Below are 17,430 nucleotides of genomic sequence, written 5' to 3' on the forward strand. Positions count from 1 at the left end.
GATCCCAGACTCTTAGCCCCAAGATCTACTAACTTAAAAGCTTATCTTTAAACGCCCATCTGGGTCGCTAGGTCACGAATATCCCGGGCGACGATGTCCCAGTCGTGCGCCGCAACCAGATTGGTGGTCTGTCCCGGACCGTGTTCGGTCGGACGCGGCCAAAAAGCGGTTTTGAGTCCCACGTTGCGGGCCGCAAGCAGATCGTCATTGTGGGCGGCGCACATCATCACTTCGCCGGGCTCGAGTTGTAAAGCTGCGCAGACGCCCAGATAGGACTGTGGCTGGGGTTTGTAACAGCGAAACACCTCGGTCGAGAGATTTAGGTCCCAGGGCAACCCGGTGTACTTGGCGATGTCGGTCAGCAAGGAAATATTGCCGTTTGAAAGTGGGGCGATGATGTATTTGCTTTTGAGGCGGGTCAAGCCACCCACCGCATCGGGCCAACCGTCAAGCCGATGCCAGACTTTATTGACATGAACGCGCTGGGCCTCGGTCATCGCTTCGAGCCCAAATTCCTTGATCAGGACCTCGAGTGATTCGCGATGCAGGACATCGAGAATGGTGAAAGGGCGCTTGCCGCTGCGGACCGCCTCCATGGAGGGCTGGTACATGCTTCGCCATTTGACAGCAAATGCCGTCCAGTCGGCTTCGAAACCATTTTCCTGACCCCAGCGAGTCAGGTCGCGTGTGATGCTGCCGCGCCAGTCGACCACGGAGCCGAACGTATCGAACACCATGGCTTTAACAGTTGTCGTGAGAGAGGACATCAGACGTCTCCGTATTTACATGACTGCGGATAAGCCGCCGTCCAGGTTGACGCTGCTGCCAGTGACGTAGCTGCCACCCTCGGATGCCAGGAAGGTCACGACATTGGCCACTTCCTCAGCCCGGCCGACACGCCCCAGGGGAATTGTCTTGCCCATGGTTTCATACATTTGCTCGACGGGGATACCCGCTTTTTCTGCTTTGCGTTCATGTTGGCCGGCACGAATCAAACCAATGCAAACACTGTTGACCAAAATGTTATTGGGTGCGAATTCTTTCGACAAGGCTTTTGTCATCGCGAGTCCCGCTGCGCGCGTCACCGTGGTGGGCATGGATTTTTCTTTGGGTTGCTTGGCGCCAATGTTGGTCACATTAATGATGCGACCCCAATTGTTTTTTTTCATTTCCGGAATCGCCAGTCGGGTCAGACGAATCGCCGCGAACAGTTTCAAATCAAAATCAGCTTGCCATTTGTCGTCGGTTACCGATTCGAACTCACCTGTCGCGGATGTCCCCGCGTTATTGATCAAAATATCCAGACGTCCATGCGCTTTCAAGACTTCTTGCACAAGTCGTGTGCATTCCTCGTCTTTGGACACATCAGCCGCGATGGCGGTGACTTTGCCACCCGCCGCGCGAATCTGTGCAGCGACCTCATCGAGCAAGGCTTGGCCACGCGCTGCGATGACGACGGTGGCGCCTTCCTCGGCAAATTTCATGGCAACGGCCTTACCGATGCCTTGAGAGCCGCCTGTGACCAATGCGACACGATTTTTAAGTTGTAAGTCCATGTGATGTCTCCGTACTGAAATACTCGAAATCTAAATGATCGAGCTGTTGTTAAATAAAATGGTGGTTTCAATTACAAAATCAAGCGTTTTGGGCACTTTCAGCGGCAATTTGGCGAAGTGCTTGTTCAAAGGCTTCAGGTGGCTGAGCACCCTGGAGCAGATACTGATCGTTGATGATGATCGAGGGAACCGAGTGGATGCCCATACTGGTGTATTTCTGCTCTTGGGCAAGTACCTCTGCTTTGAATTCCTCACTCTCCAGAATGCTTTTTGCGCGAGCGGTGTCAAGACCGGCGCGCTCCACCGCGGCAATCAGGTTGCTTTTGTCGTCGAGATCGACAGCGAGTGTAAAGTAGGTAATCAGCAGTTCGCGTTTCAGGCGATGCTGTGCGGCAGGGTCATGCTCCAGACCGGCCCAGTAAAGTAACCGATGCGCATTAAAGGTGTTGTAGACGTGTTTGCGACCCTCGGGGTGAAAAGGGTACCCCACCGCCGCTGCGCGAGCTTTGATGTTTTCCTGCGTTGCACGGACTTCAGCGACTGTTTTTCCGTATTTTTGTGTCAGGTGTTCAAACACTTCTTGTCCGCCAGGCGGCATGTGTGGATTGAGTTCAAACGGTTGAAAATGAATTTCAACAGGGATCTCATCGCCGATATTTTTTAAAGCGATCTCCAGACCACCCAGTCCGACGGCACACCAGGGGCATGCGATATCCGAGACGTAATCGATCTTGATGGTCATGACTGTTCCTGTTGAAAACGGTTCTGAAAATAATTGTCGTGAAGATAAGCACACAAGCCCAGCGCTCAAGCTCAGCGCTGAAGAGACGCGCCCAAGAGAATCACTGACGCCAGAACATTGTAAACATATACTACGACTGCAAATTAGAAAGAGACCCAAGTTCAAATGGATTGGGTCCATACCATTCATAGAGGAGGCTGGATCGAGATGGCCAAGTACCAGATTGCGACGATTGAAGGTGACGGTATTGGACCAGAGGTGTGCGGCGCGACCGTGCATGTGCTCAAGGAGGCGCTGGGGTCGGGCATCATGGATTTCAATCAATTTCCGGGCGGGGCTTCGCATTACGTCAAGTCTGGCTTTGTTTTGCCAGAGGAAACCTTTGCCGCCTGTCAACACTCGCATGCCATGCTCCATGGCGCGGCTGGTTTACCGGATGTGACCTATCCTGATGGGACCGAAGTGGGTAACGATTTGCATTTGCAGCTGCGTTTCAAGCTGGATCTGTACGCCAATGTACGACCCATTCGCCTCTATCAAGGGGATTTTTCGCCTCTCAAAAATCGTCAGGCGGGTGATATTGACTATGTCATCGTGCGCGAGAATACAGAGGGTCTGTACGCCAGCCGCGGTGCGGGTGTCTTGTTGCGGGGAGAGGTTGCTACCGATACGCTGGTCGTGACCCGAAAGGGCGTTGAGCGCATTGCCAAATTTGCTTTCGAATTGTCTCGCAAGCGCAGCGGCGCGCCCTCAGATCACAAACGCCGGATGACTGTCTGCGACAAGGCCAATATCTTGCGCAGCTACGCTTTTTTTAGAGCGATTTGCGATGAGGTTGCCCAGAGTTACCCGGATGTGGCGATTGACTACTCTTACGTAGATGCGATGACGGTGCATTTAGTCAAACGGCCCGAGTTTTACGATGTCATCGTCGCTGAAAACATGTTTGGAGACATTATTTCCGATCTGGGGGCGGCGACGGTAGGCGGGATGGGGATTGCCCCCTCAGGCGAGCTCGGTGACCATCACGGTTTATTTCAGGGAGCGCATGGATCAGCCCCCGACATCGCAGGACTCAACGTCGCAAGTCCATTGGCCACTATTCTGTCAGGGTCTTTCATGTTGCGTTGGCTAGGAGACCGCCACCAGGATCAGCAGCTGACCGAAGCTGCGGAGCGCATTGAGCGCGCCGTCGAGCTGACCCTCTCTCAAGGCAAGGTGATCCCGCGGGATTTGGGAGGTCAAGCATCTTGCACGGATGTGACACAGGCCATTTGTCGAAATTTAGACTGAATCGATCGAGTCCTCGAGCGCATTCTGGGCCAGTTTCTTGCGGGAATCTGGCCATTTTTCCGAGATATTTGGGTTTACCCGTATAGAATCATGGAATTGGATGAATGTTCAGGAATCCCAGATGATCGGTGCAGTGCTCATATCAGTACCCAACTACTTCAAAATCAATTCGCAAGTTCCGCTCAGAGGAAGTATTGCCAAGATCGCACTGGGTCTAACTGCATTATGCCTGGTCTGGGGGGCACCGTTGCGGGCTCAACCTGCGGGTCCTCAGGGGCCCTTGCCGGTTTCGGTCATAGAGGCAAAATCCACTAATCTCCCAAATGTACTTGAGGTGACCGCCCAAGCCGAAGGGGCAAAAGAAACCGAAGTGCGCGCGCGCGTCAACGGAATCTTGCTCAAGCGTTTGTACGAGGAGGGTAGTCCTGTCGAGGCTGGCCAGCCCCTGTTTCAAATCGATCCTCAACCCTTCAAAATCACTCTAGAAGAAGCCCAGGCGCGAGCCAAACAGACTGCCCGCGAGGCCGCGCGTTTGAAGTTGCTCTACAGCAAACAGGCAGTCAGCCGCAAAGAATTCGATGATGCGACCTCGGTCAACGAAATTGCCCAGGCGACTTTAAAAACTGCTCAGCTGAATCTCGACTGGACCACTGTGAGAGCCCCGGTCAGTGGAATCACTGGCCGCTCGCTGCGCTCGGAGGGCAATTTGATTTCAAGCACGGGTGATGCGGGTCTACTGACCTCCATCTATCAGATCAATCCCATCTGGGTAAGATTTGGTTTGTCGAGCAGCGACACCGCGCAATTGCCAGGAGGTCGCCTCGATCCCAAGCAAGAAACGGGCGTTGAGTTGTTGTTGCCGAATGGTCAGGTTTACGACCAAAAAGGAAAACTGAACTTCCAGTCGACCTTCATCGATCCAAAGCTCGGTACGCAACAAATGCGCGCGGAGTTTCCCAACCCTAAAAGTGAAATCCTCCCGGGGCAGTTTTTGCGGATACGCGTGACGACGGGCATGCAGGAAAATGTATTTTTGGTTCCGCAAGCCTCAGTGATTCAAAGTGAGCGTGGCTTTATGGTCTGGACGGTCGGTCCGGAAAACAAGGTGGTACCGACCCCGATCAAGGTTGGAAAATGGCTGGGAAAAAACTGGATTGTCTTGTCGGGTCTGAAGCCCGGTGACCGTGTGATCACCGATCAAATCATCAAGATCCGTCCCGGTACGGTCGTCAAACCTAACGTGGTGGCGCTTGACGAGGCCTCGCCAGGCACAGCCAAGGACGGTCGATGAGTTTATCCAGCTTCTTTATCGGCCGGCCGATTTTTTCGGCGGTGATTTCCATCACAATCGTGATTGCGGGTTTGATGGCTGCGCGTGGCTTGCCTGTGGCGCAATATCCCCAAATTGCTCCGCCAACTGTCATCATCACAGCCAACTATCCAGGCGCCTCGACTGAAACGCTCACCCGTACAGTTGCAGGGCCCATCGAAGAGCAGCTCTCAGGCGTTGAAAATCTTTTGTATTTCAATTCAAGCGCACAATCGAACGGCGCGCTTTCCATCACGGCGACGTTTGAAGTGGGTACGAACATCGACACCGCGACCGTCAACGTGAATAACCGGGTCAAGATCGCCGAGCCCAGACTTCCCGATATCGTGCGCCAGTTTGGTGTGACAGTTCAAAAGCGTTCAAATGATATTTTGCTCGTGACGGCGATCACCTCTCCATCCGAAGAACATTCGAATCTGTACCTCTCTAATTACGCACTCGTCAACATCGTGGATGAGCTCAAGCGCCTGCCGGGTGTGGGCGATGCGCAGATTTTGGGTGCCAAGGACTACTCCATGCGGATCTGGCTCAAGCCCGATCGTATGGCTCAGCTCGGCATCACCGCACCTGATGTAGCTGCGGCGATCGCAGCTCAAAATAAACAGAACGTTGCTGGAAAAATCGGTCAAGAGCCTGCCCCTCAGGGACAGCAACTTGTGTACACAGTGACTGCGAAAGGCCGACTCGTGACGCCTGAGCAATTTGGCGATATCGTCATCAGATCTGATGGTGCCAGTGGCGCCCTCAAGCTCAAGGATATCGCGCGCATCGAGCTCGGTGCGGCAGATTACGACGCCAACACCAAGCTTGTCGGTAAGCCCGTGGCCCTGGTCGCAACGTATCTACAATCTGGCGGTAACGCGTTGGCTGTGGCGGAAAGCGTGCGCGCCAAAATGCAAGAACTGTCAAAAAAGTTTCCGCCGGGTATCGATTATGTGATTCCGTTTGACACCACAAAGTTCGTGACCGCTTCGATCAACGAGGTCATCAAAACCTTGTTCGAGGCGATGATTCTGGTAGCCATTGTGGTGTTCGTCTTTTTGCAAAACTGGCGGGCGACACTGATCCCTTTGATCGCGGTGCCGGTCTCCTTGATTGGTACCTTCGCAGGTTTGTGGGCGTTTGGCTTTTCAATCAATACGCTCACGCTGTTTGCGATGGTGCTATCGATCGGGATCGTGGTGGATGATGCGATTGTCGTGCTTGAAAACGTCGAGCGCTTGATGGCGGAGCGCAATCTTTCGCCTAAAGACGCCGCATACGAAGCGATGCGCGAGGTTTCCGGGGCGGTCGTGGCAATCGTGTTGGTGCTGTCCGCGGTATTTATTCCTGTTGCTTTTCTTGGCGGTATTGCCGGCACGCTTTATCAGCAGTTCGCCGTGACTGTCGCCCTGGCTGTCGTGTTGTCAGGCATTGTGGCGTTGACTTTGACGCCCGCCCTGTGTGCCGTCTTGCTCAAACCCGGCATGCATGCGCCCAAAGGGTTTGGTTGGTTCAATCGCAGCTTTGCCGCGCTCACTGCTCAGTACACCAAGCTTGTCGATAAAACTTTGCATCATCGCGTGATTGGTACGACAGTATTCGGCGCGATTCTGGTGGGTTGTTTTGTGATGTTTCGCCTGGTGCCAGGCGGTTTTGTCCCGGCCGAGGATCAAGGCTATCTAATCAGTGCGCTCGTGTTGCCGGATGGTGCGAGTTTGCAGCGTACCGAACAGACTGGCGACACTTTTCAAAAGCGTGTTCTTCAAGATCCGGGCGTGGCCAGGGTTTTTGTGATTGCCGGTCGGGATATTATCGGGGGTGGCAATAAAGCCAATGCCGGTACGATTTTCATTCCCCTCAAGGATTGGGATGAACGCTCCTCGTCGTCCGAGCAACTGGCCAAGAAATTCACGGGTGTCGGAATGAGTTTGCCAGATGGTATGGCGCTGGTTTTCAATCCACCACCCATTCGAGGCTTGGGCTCGGCAGGTGGTTTTGAGTTTTATGTGCAGTCCAAGGGGGAGCCTTCGGTGCCCGAGTTGGCAAGTGTCGTCAATAACTTTACCGAAGAACTTAAAAAGCAGCCCAAACTGACGGGTATCAATACGTTTTTCAGACCCACGGCGCCCCAGCTGTATGTCGAGGTGGACGAGGCCAAAGCACTGTCGCTCGGTATTCCTGTCGCCGATGTGTATCTCAGCCTGCAAGCGACGATGGGGGCGCTCTATGTCAATGATTTCAACCTGAATGGCCGGACCTATCGGGTACAGATGCAGGCGGACTCACAGTACAGAACCGAGCCCACTGATTTGGGTCAGATTTATGTGCGCGCGAATAATGGCAGCATGGTACCGGTATCCGCACTGATTTCCGTCAAGCAAATTGTCGGACCCGAGCAGTTGGAACGCTTTAACGGCTTTCTCGCCGCCAAAGTTTTGGGCAGTGCGGTCCAAGGCGTGAGCTCTGGCGATGCAATCAAAATCGTGGAAGAGACCGCGCGCGCCTCATTGCCCCCCGGTTACGAGCTTGCGTGGGCGGGACAGGCATATCAGCAGATTCGAACAGGAGATGCGTCCGGTCTGGCGTTTATGTTTGGCATCGTGATGGTCTTTCTGATTTTGGCCGCACAGTATGAACGATGGTCTCTGCCGATCGCAGTGTTGCTCGCGGTGCCTTTTGCGTTGTTCGGTGCACTGCTGGCAGTGTTGTTGCGGGGCATGCCTAATGATATTTATTTTCAGATCGGTTTGCTGGTGTTGATTGGCCTGTCCGCAAAAAACGCTATTTTGGTGGTTGAGTTCGCGGCTCAAAAGCGGGCCCAAGGCATGAGTACGATGGATGCGGCACTGACTGCGGCGCGGCTTCGTTTCAGACCGATTGTGATGACGTCGCTGGCTTTCATTCTCGGGGTGTTCCCCCTGGTGATTTCTTCAGGGGCGGGCGCTGCGGCCCGGCAATCCATGGGTACGGGCGTGTTCGGCGGGATGCTGGCATCGACTTTTATCGCGACTATTTTTGTGCCCATGTTCTTTACTTGGCTCTCGCGTAAAAAAAATAAATCCACTGCACAAACCGAGACAAAACTCCCAGCAGGGGCCTCTGAAAGCCAGTCGTTGACGGGGAGGAACCATGACGCTTCGTAAACTGAACGGGCTGCGTTCCTTGAGACGACTCGGGGTGGTGTTCGGCTCTGTCGCAGTGTTGAGTGGCTGTTTGCTGGGACCTGATTATGAGCGGCCTCAGGTTGAGTTACCCGAGAACTACAGGACACCGTCAACCTTGTCGGCGACTGCCGGGACTCCATCCTCGAATCCAGGTGCAGGTCCTTTTGTTCCGGCCAACGTCTCGCTGACGGCGTGGTGGACTTTATTCAACGATCCAGTCCTGAATCAGCTGGTCGAGAGCGCACAAAAGAATAATGCGGATGTTCAGATCGCAGTGGCCCGATTGGCGCAAGCGCAGGCTCTGGCCCGTCAAGCAGGCGCTTCACTCTATCCCACGTTGAATATGACCGCATCAGGCACGCGCGCCTCCTCGGGAACGTCTGTGTCTGTCTCGGGTGTCGGTTTTCAAGCCAATACATCCCAGGTTGGATTGGTCACCTCATATGAGATCGATGTGTGGGGTCGTGTGCGCAGAAACATCGAGTCAGCAACTGCGCTGGCGACTGCCAGCCAGTACGAGCAGGATAGTGTGCGCCTGACGCTATCGGCGCTTGTCACCAATACGTATTTACGTTTGCGCGCACTGGATGCACAGACCGATGTGCTGACGAACTCCGTCAAGACTCGTGAAAACTCCCTGCGCGTTGCACAGGCCAAACTAGACGGAGGCCTGGTGTCTCCGATCGACGTCAGTCAGGCGCGAGCGGCCAAGGCTGCTTCCGAGGCCAGTCTGTCAGAGGTCACCCGTCAGCGCGCGATTGTCCAAAATCAGCTGGGGATATTGACCGGACAGCTTCAACTCACCCTCGCGCCGGTGGATTTGAGGGGTCTGCCCATCCCGCCGATCCCGCCTGCCGGCTTGCCCTCGACTTTGCTGGAAAGCCGGCCTGACGTCAACCGCGTCGAGCAAGAGCTGACGGCTGCGAATGCCCGCATCGGCGTGGCGACCGCGAACTTTTTTCCCACGCTTTCACTCACCGGTGTGTTTGGTGCGCAGAGTGTGGATTTCAGCGCTTTTCTCTCCGGTCAGAGCGCCGTATGGTCTGCCGGCCTCGGTTTGCTGCAACCTATATTCACGGGTGGTTCTCTGAGTGCCCGCTTGGATTTTGCCAAGGCCCAACAACAAGAAGTTTTGGGTAATTACGTTAAAGTTGTGAGAAATGCCTTTGGTGAAGTGGGTGACGCACTGGTTTCAGTGCACCAGACGCTACAGACGGAGCTGCATCTGACTGAACAAGTGGCTGCGGCGACCAAGGCTCAGGAGCTGGCGACTGTGCGCTACGAGGCGGGCTATGTTGATTATTTAAACGTACTGGAAGCGCAGCGGGTGCAAAACGAGGCCAATCTTGCGTTTGTGCTGAACCGTTCGTTGCGCCTGCAGGCGGGCGTGGATTTATTCAAGGCGCTGGGTGGCGGCTGGAGCAAGACTACACCCTAGCCGAAGTATTAAAAATCAAATATAAAACGGAACTGACAAACAGGAATATCCGATGAACGAAGCGATCGAAAAACAATACAACCCCCGTACGACGGTGACACCGGAACAGCTGGCGCATTTCAGTGAACTTGGCGCGCGTCTTAGTGAGGAGGCGCGTCAAAAATACGTCGGTCGTTACGATTTGCGCTTTGGAGACGGGCCACTTGAAAATGCGGATTTCTTTTATTGCGGCAAACCTAACCGTCCTGTCATGGTGTTTTTCCATGGTGGCTATTGGCGTGCCCGGGATAAAAAGGATTACAGCTTTGTGGTGAACGGCATACTGCCACTCGATTGTTCAGTCGTCGTGATGAATTACGATTTGTGTCCTGCGGTGACGGTGCAGCAGATCGTGGGGCAAACCAAGCGTGGTCTGGAGTGGGTTGAAAAGCAGGCTGCCGCTTGGCAAATTGATCCTGCTCAAATCTATGTTTCAGGACATTCCGCCGGTGCCCACATCATCGCTGCGACGCTGGCACAAACAGGCGCCGAATTTCAGCTTAAGCATCACAACATCAAAAAAGCGTATCTGATCAGTGGTGTATTCGATGTAGAGCCCGTTTTGCAAATTTCAGTGAATGAAGAGATCAGACTCAAGCCCAGCGATGTGCAGGTGCTCAGTCCGATTCGCCATCCGTTTGCCGCGAATGTCGGCTACGAGGTGATCGTTGGTGGCGCCGAACCCACTGACTGGGTGGGTGAGTCGCAACGCATGGCTGCGCATTTAAAGGGGCAGGGTTGTCAGGTTGGATTGCATGTCCTGCCAGGCTTGAATCATTACACCGTCTTGCATGAAATGGATCGTCCTGACGGCTACGTTTCCAAGCTGTTCGCGCGCGATATTGGATAACACATGGAAAATCTCGATCAGCAGAATGCTGGACAGGCTGCATCGGTGACGGCACTGCGCGTGCAGTTGGGCGAGTTGCTTTTGCGCGAGCGGTTAAACCAGCAAAAAGACGAAGTCGATGTGGCGCGTCGCCTGATGCTCTCCAAGCTCCAGCTTCTCGCGATCGAAGCGGGTGAGTCCGAGAGTTTTCATCACGAACGCCGTTATATACAGGGCATTAAAAGTTACGTTTTTTACCTGGGCCTCCAAAGTCGTACGGATGTTAATGAGCTCGTGAATCAAATAGAGGGTTTCTCCGCCCAAGGTTTGAAAGCGTCTCCTGCGGCAGGTGTCGCGCAGTTGCATCTGTCTGCGGCTACGCCTGCTCAGACCAAATCCTATGCTTCGCGAGGAGCTTCCCGTTATGTTTATTATGGATTGGCTGTTTTAGTCGCGGGTGCTGTGGCCTTGGCAATTTCAGAGGGCTGGCCATTCAAAGGGACTCAGCCACAAACCGCCGAACAAGTCTCCTCACAAGCCAGTTCAAATACTGAAACGAGTGACGCAAAATCTGAAAGTGTGGGTGCGACGGGAGCAGCGTCGACAGCCGTCGTCACCGCGAATGCCAGTGCATCATCCCAGCCGGCCACCGCGGTGACGAACCAGAGCTCTGCCCAGTCTCAGGCGCCCGTGCAGGTTTCACAATCGCCTTCCGCATTGCAGATTCAGCCTCCGCCGCGCGAAGTTGAGCCAGAAAAGAATGACTCGGCTTCCAAGGTCCCACCTGCTGCGGCACAGAATGCGCGGGGCATGATGCGGATTGATTTCAAAGGCGAATGTTGGGTGTCTTTGCAAACGACCGAGGGCAAGAGAGAGGAGCGTATCTACAAACAAGGTGAAAGCCTGTCTGTGCCGATTTCAAGCGTGGCTGGACTCATCTTGGGCAATGCGCCTGCTGCCACAGTCTATTTGTCTGGTAATCAAGTCGATGTCTTGGCCAAGGGCTTGACCACCGGCAACGTTTCCAGACTTGATCAAAAAAGTCTTCAGCTCCTTCAGAAAAACTGATTATGACTTTGATTTGGTCATCAGTTTTTCACTGGGCTGGGTGAAGATGCAGGATCGGGTGCGGTTGCAGGTTTGGCAAATCCTTCCCAGCCCCCTCCCAACGCTTTGACCAACGCCACACTCGCGATAAATTGTCCACCGTGCATCTGCCATTTGATGCGCTGGGCAGTCAGTTGGTTTTGTTGAATCAAAGCAAGTGTCTGCGCGGTGTCCAGGCCTTCTCTATAACGAATGGCGCTGATTTGATAGGCGCGATTGAGGTTGTTCACAGCCTCGTCTTGTTTAGCGCGTGCAAGATCAAGTTGTTGGAGTGTGCTCATCGCATCCTGTGTTTCTTGGATGGCAACCATGACGGATTGACGGTAGTTCGCAAGAGTGACCCTGTAGCCAGCCTGCGCAAAGCGGTAGTTGGCGCTGATGCGACCACCATCGAATAATGTTTGCGTGGCCGTTAAACCGATTGACCAGATCAGGGACGGGGCATTAAAGATGGTGCTCAAAATTGAGCTTTCACCCCCAATAAAAGCAGGCGCTAGCGTCAGAGTCGGGAAAAATGCGGCTTTGGCGACACCGATTTGAGCGTTGGCTGCGGCCATGGCACGCTCAGCTGCCGAAACATCCGGGCGCCTCTCCAGAAGCGTTGAGGGCAGGCCGACAGGAAATGCTGGCAAGGTTGCGGGCAGTTTGCCTGGTGGCAGACTAAAAGCCGAGGCAGGCGTCCCGGTCAGTGTCGCAAGAAGATTTTCCTGGATGTTGCGCTGAGACTTGAGGAGCTCGAGTTGGGCGCCACTGGACTGCGTCAGCGCAGTTTGTTGGGAAAGCTCCGTACGGCCGGCCGCACCCATGTCATAGCGTTTCTTGATGAGGGCCAGCAGCTTGTCCTGAATCTGGGTAATCCCGGTCAGCACGCGGATTTCTTCATCGTACTGCCTCAACAGGAAATAACTGTTCGCCAGTTGCGCAGTCAGCAGCAGTTTGACGTTTTCAGTGTCTGCCGCGGCTTGCTCAGCGGTACTGCGTGAAGCTTCGACTTCCCGGCGCACTTTACCCAGCCAGTCGATCTCGTAAGTCATCACCGCGACCGGCCGGAAATTATTTTGAGTGGTCGACTGGTTCACCGTACTGTAGTTCGTCCCGGGGCGATTGGCGGAGGTTTCAGTGCGCGCACCAGTCGCGCCAATAGAGACTGATGGTAGAAGCGCAGCGCCACGCGCTTCACTTTGCGCGATCGCTTGATCGAGTCTGGCGAGTGATGCCTGCAGTGTGTTGTTATTGGACAGACAGGTCTCGATCAGCTGATCGAGTATAGGATCGCCAAAAGCCTTCCACCACTGAGTTTTGGGCGCGCCATCGGCGGGTTCTGCCGGTTTCCAAAGCGCGGGATTGGCGCCAGGCAAGGCTTTCCAGTTTTCTGGAAAGTCCACGACGGGACGCTCATAGTCCGGTCCGATCGGCGAGCATCCAACGCAAGCGACCGCTATTAAGCAAAGGGCTAGACCTGATTTCATCATTCGCTTGAGGCGCCGCGTCTGGACGAATTCGCGCGAGGCTTGGGTGATTGCGGCACAACAGATTGTCCGTTTACCAGCGAGTCCATCGGATTCAGGATCATGAGGTCGTCAGGCGAAAGTCCGCTGCGGATTTCAACTTGGTTACCAAAGTCTATACCCAGCGTGACTTTCTTCTTTTCAGCGCGATTGTCCTTGACGACGGCGATATATGGACCGCCAGCACCAAAAATCAATGTGTTAGTGGGGACAATCAGACTGTCTCCCAGCGCGACTTGCATCGCCACTTCGACATATGCGCCTGGCAACAATGCATTGTTCTCATTAGGAATCTCGACATCGACTTGAAGCGTCCTCGTGTTGATATCGATAGCGCCAGCGGTGCGTGCGATGCGACCTTTGATGATTTTTTCAGGTGCATTGGTTTGATAAACCGAAACTTCGTCACCGACTTTTACCTGTGAGGTTCGATCCTGAGGCAAGTATACGTAAACGCTCAGTCGATCCGTACGCGCCATGCTGAACATGGCCTGGGCGCTGCCGACGTTACCCGCGTTGACGAGATCGCCGAGATTCACGTTGCGCCTTGTAATACGTCCTTCAAAAGGCGCGACGACTGTACCGAAACTTTGCAGTTGTTTGAGGCGGTTCAGGACCGCCTCGCTTTGGCGATACAGTCCGGTTTTTTCGTCCATTTCCTGCTGCGAAACCGCATCCTCGGCGCGTAAACGTCTCCAGCGCTCATAGACAGTCTTGGCCAGTTTAAAGTTCGCGGTAGCCTCTTCGACTTGACGGTTGATTTCCGGTATGTCGATCAAGGCAAGTGTCTCGCCTTGTTTGGCTGTATCACCTAGGTCTTTGAACCATTCCTTGACGTAGCCGGTGACGCGGGAATGGATCTGTGCTTCGTTGATCCCGCGCAGCGTGCCGGGCAGCACGAGTTTCATATTAGGATTGTTTTTGTCAGGCGCGGTCGGTTTGACAACCAGCACATGCATGACGCCGTTTTCCTCCGCGCGTTTCGCCAAAACCTCGGCGAAGGACCAGCGTTCAAGCAGCGCAGTCGCCAGACCAATCAGCATCAACACAAGCACGACGAGCGCGATTAATTTCACTGAGCGTAGTGTTTTTTTCAATTTGATTTGCGACTCGGGGTTGTCTGGATGTCCGAGTGGCAAACCATGAGAATCGTGGAGCGTATCCTTCATTCTGTTGCTTCCTTGGAGGACCGACGCTGGTCGAGCCAGCCGTGCAGACTTGCGAAGAGGACGGGTACAAATAATACGGTGGAAACGGTCGCGAGTAACAAGCCGCCGATCACAGTGCGTCCGAGCGGTGCGTTTTGCTCTGAGCCTTGACCCAGTCCAATGGCCATGGGAATCATGCCGATAATCATGGCGAGTGCCGTCATCAGGACAGGTCTGATCCGTGTCGCGCCCGCCTCGAGAGCGGCGGCAAGCGGTGAAAGTCCATCTTTGAGTCGTTCTCTCGCAAACGAAATCACCAACACGCTATTCGCAGTGGCGACACCCATCGTCATAATGGCACCGGTCAAGGCAGGCACACTAAGATTGGTGCGCGTGATCACCAGCATCCAAGCAATTCCTGCGAGCGCTGAAATCAGTGCGGCGATGATGATGAAAGGATCCAGCCACGACTGAAAATTCACCACAATCAGCAAATAAACGAGCAACACCGCACCGAGCAATCCGATGCCCAGACCAATATAAGACTGTTTCATGGTCTCTACTTGGCCTCGCATTGTCATGCTGCTGCCGCGAGGCAGTTCCGATTTTGCTTCATCGAGGATCACTTGAATATCCATCGCGACCGCAGCCAGGTCGCGTCCACGCACGTTCGCATAAATATTGATTGAAGGGCGGATGTTGTATCGCGTCAGCACCGCAAATTCAGTGGTGGGCGTCGAGGAAACGAGATTGCCGATGAGTTGCGTGCCACGATTGGCGGCTGCGTTCGCGCTGGCTGCGCTTGCCGAGGCGGCCGCATTGCTCGGACCAACCGGCAGCCTGAGCAGGTCATCAAGCGAGTCGATATTGTATTGAGGCGTTTGTGCCTGAATCTGGTAGCTGATGTTGTTGACCGGGTTGAGCCAGAACGAAGAGGTTGTCTGCGCGCTTCCGGATAAGGGTAACAATACGTTTTGGGCGAGATCCTGGGGCGTGAGTCCCATGCCCTGCATCCGCGTGCGATCCATTTTCAGGGCGATGGAGGGCTGATCCAGGCGCTGGTGGATATGCACGTCAGACGCGCCCGGCACGGCAGAGATTTTGCTGATCAGTTTTGCGGCGAGTTGGTGATTGGCCGCATAATTATTTCCGACGATTTGGACATCGATCGATGCAGGTGTTCCGAAATTCAAGATTTGCGTCACGATGTCTGCAGGCTGATAAAAGAATTCAATACCCGGGAACCGTTCTCGTAAAACCGGTATGAGTTTATCCATGTATTCAAGGCTGGGTCGATGACCAGCCTTGAGCGAGATCATGATGTCCGCATCAAACGAACCGATGGTGCCCGAACTGCTGTAAGAGAGGTTGATCCCGCTGTTTGGTAGGCCAACGTTATCGAGGATGCCTTCAAGATCTTTCTCGGGGATGACTTCGCGAATTACTTTTTGCACTTCGTCAGCCAGGATCGCAGTGCGTTCTACCCGCGTGCCGGTGGGCGCGCGCATATGAAGTTTGATCTGACTCGTATCGACAAAAGGAAAGAGATCGCGACCGAGGATAAAGAAGATACCGCAGGACAGCAGACAAAAGGTCAGAAAGCCCGCGATAAATTTTTTCCTGTTGCTCAACAAATGCCCGAGCAGCAATACGTAGCTTGCGCGAAAGACTTCAAAGCGAGCATTGAATTTCAAATGCACATCATGAATCCAGCGACCAATCGGTCCAGGCTTTCCGGCATCCTTGAGCATCAGATAGGCGAGTGTGGGGACCAGCGTGCGCGAGAGCACGTAGGACGCCAGCATGGCGAAGCTGACGGCCTCGGCAAGGGGAACAAACAGATAGCGTGCGACACCGCCCAGAAAGAACATCGGTACAAACACAATACAGATGGAAAGCGTTGCGACGAACGTCGGAATCGCAATTTCACCGGCGCCATCCAGGACGGCCTGATACAGGTCTTTGCCCATGTGGATATGGCGTTCAATGTTTTCGATTGTGACGGTCGCGTCGTCCACCAGAATACCGACTGCGAGCGCGAGTCCGCCCAGAGTCATGATATTGATTGTTTCGCCTAGCAAGTGCAGCGCGATCAGGGAAGAAAAAATCGATAAAGGGATGGAAATCGCGATAATGGAGGTCGTTCGCCAGTTGCCCAGAAACAGCAGCAGCATGAGTGCTGTCAAACCACCTGCGATCAGGATTTCATGGATGACCCCGGCGAGCGCTTTTTCAACAAAAATTGATTGATCGCCCAGCAGTCTGACATCGATGCCCTCAGGTAACAACGGCAAGATGGAAGGGATCTTTTCTTTGACTTCACGGACAATGTCCAGCGTGGATGCTCCACCATTTTTGAGCGCCGTGAGAATGAGCCCCCGTTCGCCGTTTTGCCGAACGATATTGATTTGAGGCGAAAACCCATCACGGACATGCGCGACTTCCCGCATGAAGGTTGTCGCGCCATTCACAGTCCGGATCGGTATGTTGTTGAGTTCGGCGATGGTGTTGGGGGAGGAGTTCAAAGTGATGTTGTATTCCACATCATCGATTTTGGCTGAACCTGAAGGCAGTGTCAGGTTTTGCGCGGTAATCGCGTTGATCACATCCGACGAGGTCATGCCTTTTGCGCGCAGGGCTTCGGGATCAATGTCGACCGAAACGGCGCGAACCTTTCCGCCATAAGGAAAAGGTACGGCGATACCCGGAATGGTCACGAGCTGGGGTCGCATGATGTTGAGCGCGGCATCAAAGAGCTCCTTCTCGGAGAGCGTCTTGCTCGACATGCCGACCTGAATCACCGGGATGGAGGAGGCCGTGTATTTGATCACCAGTGGAGGCGCAACGCCCGGAGGCATCTGCCTGAGCGCGGATTGCGATACTGCGACGACTTGAGAGATCGCTGTCTGAATATTCGCTTGTGGTTGGAAATAAATTTTGATGATCGTGATGCCACCCAGCGAACGCGACTCGATGTGTTCGATGTCGTTGACAGTCGTCGTGATGGAGCGTTCGTGGTTTTGCGCGATGCGGTTGCCCATCTGCTCGGCAGATAGGCCACGATAATTCCAGATGACGCTGATGACCGGGATGTCGATTTCTGGCAGCACATCGACGGGCGTACGTTTAATGGCCAGCGGTGCGGCAAGCATGATGAGAATAGCCATCACGATAAACGTGTATGGCTTATCAAGTGCTATCCGTACGATCCACATCCTGAATTACCTGCGTTAAGCGCCTTCGTTCTGCAAGCCAACATGGCTGTACTCGTCAGATCAGCACGCAGGAAGTATA

12 protein-coding genes are annotated in these 17,430 nt (G+C 54.1%); 6 read left to right on the forward strand and 6 right to left on the reverse strand.

All coding sequences use genetic code 11. The features are described 5' to 3' along the window. Positions 1-47: 47 nt before the first annotated feature. The 3 genes from QWY30_RS13315 to QWY30_RS13325 form a co-directional block, all read right to left on the reverse strand. Entirely contained in the window at positions 48-767 is a 720-nt protein-coding gene (locus QWY30_RS13315; protein ID WP_290241771.1) for a haloacid dehalogenase type II, read from the reverse strand. A gap of 15 nt (positions 768-782) precedes the next feature. Next, positions 783-1,556, reverse strand: a complete 774-nt coding sequence (locus tag QWY30_RS13320; protein ID WP_290241773.1) for an SDR family NAD(P)-dependent oxidoreductase — start codon at positions 1,554-1,556, stop codon at positions 783-785. Positions 1,557-1,635: 79 nt separating this feature from the next. After that, complete coding sequence (locus QWY30_RS13325; protein WP_290241775.1) at positions 1,636-2,298, reverse strand: DsbA family oxidoreductase; 663 nt, start codon at positions 2,296-2,298, stop codon at positions 1,636-1,638. 165 nt (positions 2,299-2,463) lie between these two features. On the opposite strand from QWY30_RS13325, the gene QWY30_RS13330 reads away from it, so the two are divergent. From QWY30_RS13330 to QWY30_RS13355, 6 genes are all read left to right on the forward strand, one after another. Beyond that, a complete protein-coding gene (locus QWY30_RS13330) occupies positions 2,464-3,591 on the forward strand; it encodes an isocitrate/isopropylmalate dehydrogenase family protein (RefSeq protein WP_290241777.1) in 1,128 nt (375 codons plus the stop codon). A 100-nt stretch (positions 3,592-3,691) separates the two neighbouring features. Next, complete coding sequence (locus QWY30_RS13335) at positions 3,692-4,882, forward strand: efflux RND transporter periplasmic adaptor subunit (protein WP_290241779.1); 1,191 nt, start codon at positions 3,692-3,694, stop codon at positions 4,880-4,882. Then, a complete protein-coding gene (locus tag QWY30_RS13340; protein WP_290241781.1) occupies positions 4,879-8,046 on the forward strand; it encodes an efflux RND transporter permease subunit in 3,168 nt (1,055 codons plus the stop codon). The genes QWY30_RS13335 and QWY30_RS13340 overlap by 4 nt, the downstream gene beginning before the upstream one ends. Next, positions 8,033-9,505, forward strand: a complete 1,473-nt coding sequence (locus QWY30_RS13345) for an efflux transporter outer membrane subunit (RefSeq protein ID WP_290241783.1) — start codon at positions 8,033-8,035, stop codon at positions 9,503-9,505. The genes QWY30_RS13340 and QWY30_RS13345 overlap by 14 nt, the downstream gene beginning before the upstream one ends. A 52-nt stretch (positions 9,506-9,557) precedes the next feature. Beyond that, complete coding sequence (locus QWY30_RS13350; RefSeq protein ID WP_290241785.1) at positions 9,558-10,394, forward strand: alpha/beta hydrolase; 837 nt, start codon at positions 9,558-9,560, stop codon at positions 10,392-10,394. 3 nt (positions 10,395-10,397) lie between these two features. Continuing rightward, positions 10,398-11,441 carry a RodZ domain-containing protein gene (locus QWY30_RS13355; protein WP_290241787.1) on the forward strand — a complete coding sequence of 348 codons (1,044 nt, stop codon included), beginning with the start codon at positions 10,398-10,400 and terminating at the stop codon, positions 11,439-11,441. Positions 11,442-11,461: 20 nt separating this feature from the next. Here QWY30_RS13355 and QWY30_RS13360 read toward each other — a convergent pair whose 3' ends face one another. From QWY30_RS13360 to QWY30_RS13370, 3 genes are read right to left on the reverse strand one after another with little or no spacing between them, the layout of a single operon-like run. Next, positions 11,462-12,952 carry an efflux transporter outer membrane subunit gene (locus QWY30_RS13360; RefSeq protein WP_290241789.1) on the reverse strand — a complete coding sequence of 497 codons (1,491 nt, stop codon included), beginning with the start codon at positions 12,950-12,952 and terminating at the stop codon, positions 11,462-11,464. Further along, the gene (locus tag QWY30_RS13365; RefSeq protein ID WP_290241792.1) at positions 12,949-14,157 is read right to left on the reverse strand and encodes an efflux RND transporter periplasmic adaptor subunit; all 1,209 of its coding nucleotides are present in this window, start codon (positions 14,155-14,157) and stop codon (positions 12,949-12,951) included. Before QWY30_RS13365 ends, QWY30_RS13360 begins: the two co-directional genes overlap by 4 nt. After that, positions 14,154-17,351, reverse strand: coding sequence for an efflux RND transporter permease subunit (locus tag QWY30_RS13370; RefSeq protein WP_290241794.1), 3,198 nt, complete (start codon positions 17,349-17,351; stop codon positions 14,154-14,156). Before QWY30_RS13370 ends, QWY30_RS13365 begins: the two co-directional genes overlap by 4 nt. Positions 17,352-17,430: the final 79 nt, after the last annotated feature.

The organism is Zwartia panacis (assembly GCF_030410395.1).
Taxonomy (GTDB): domain Bacteria; phylum Pseudomonadota; class Gammaproteobacteria; order Burkholderiales; family Burkholderiaceae_B; genus Zwartia; species Zwartia panacis.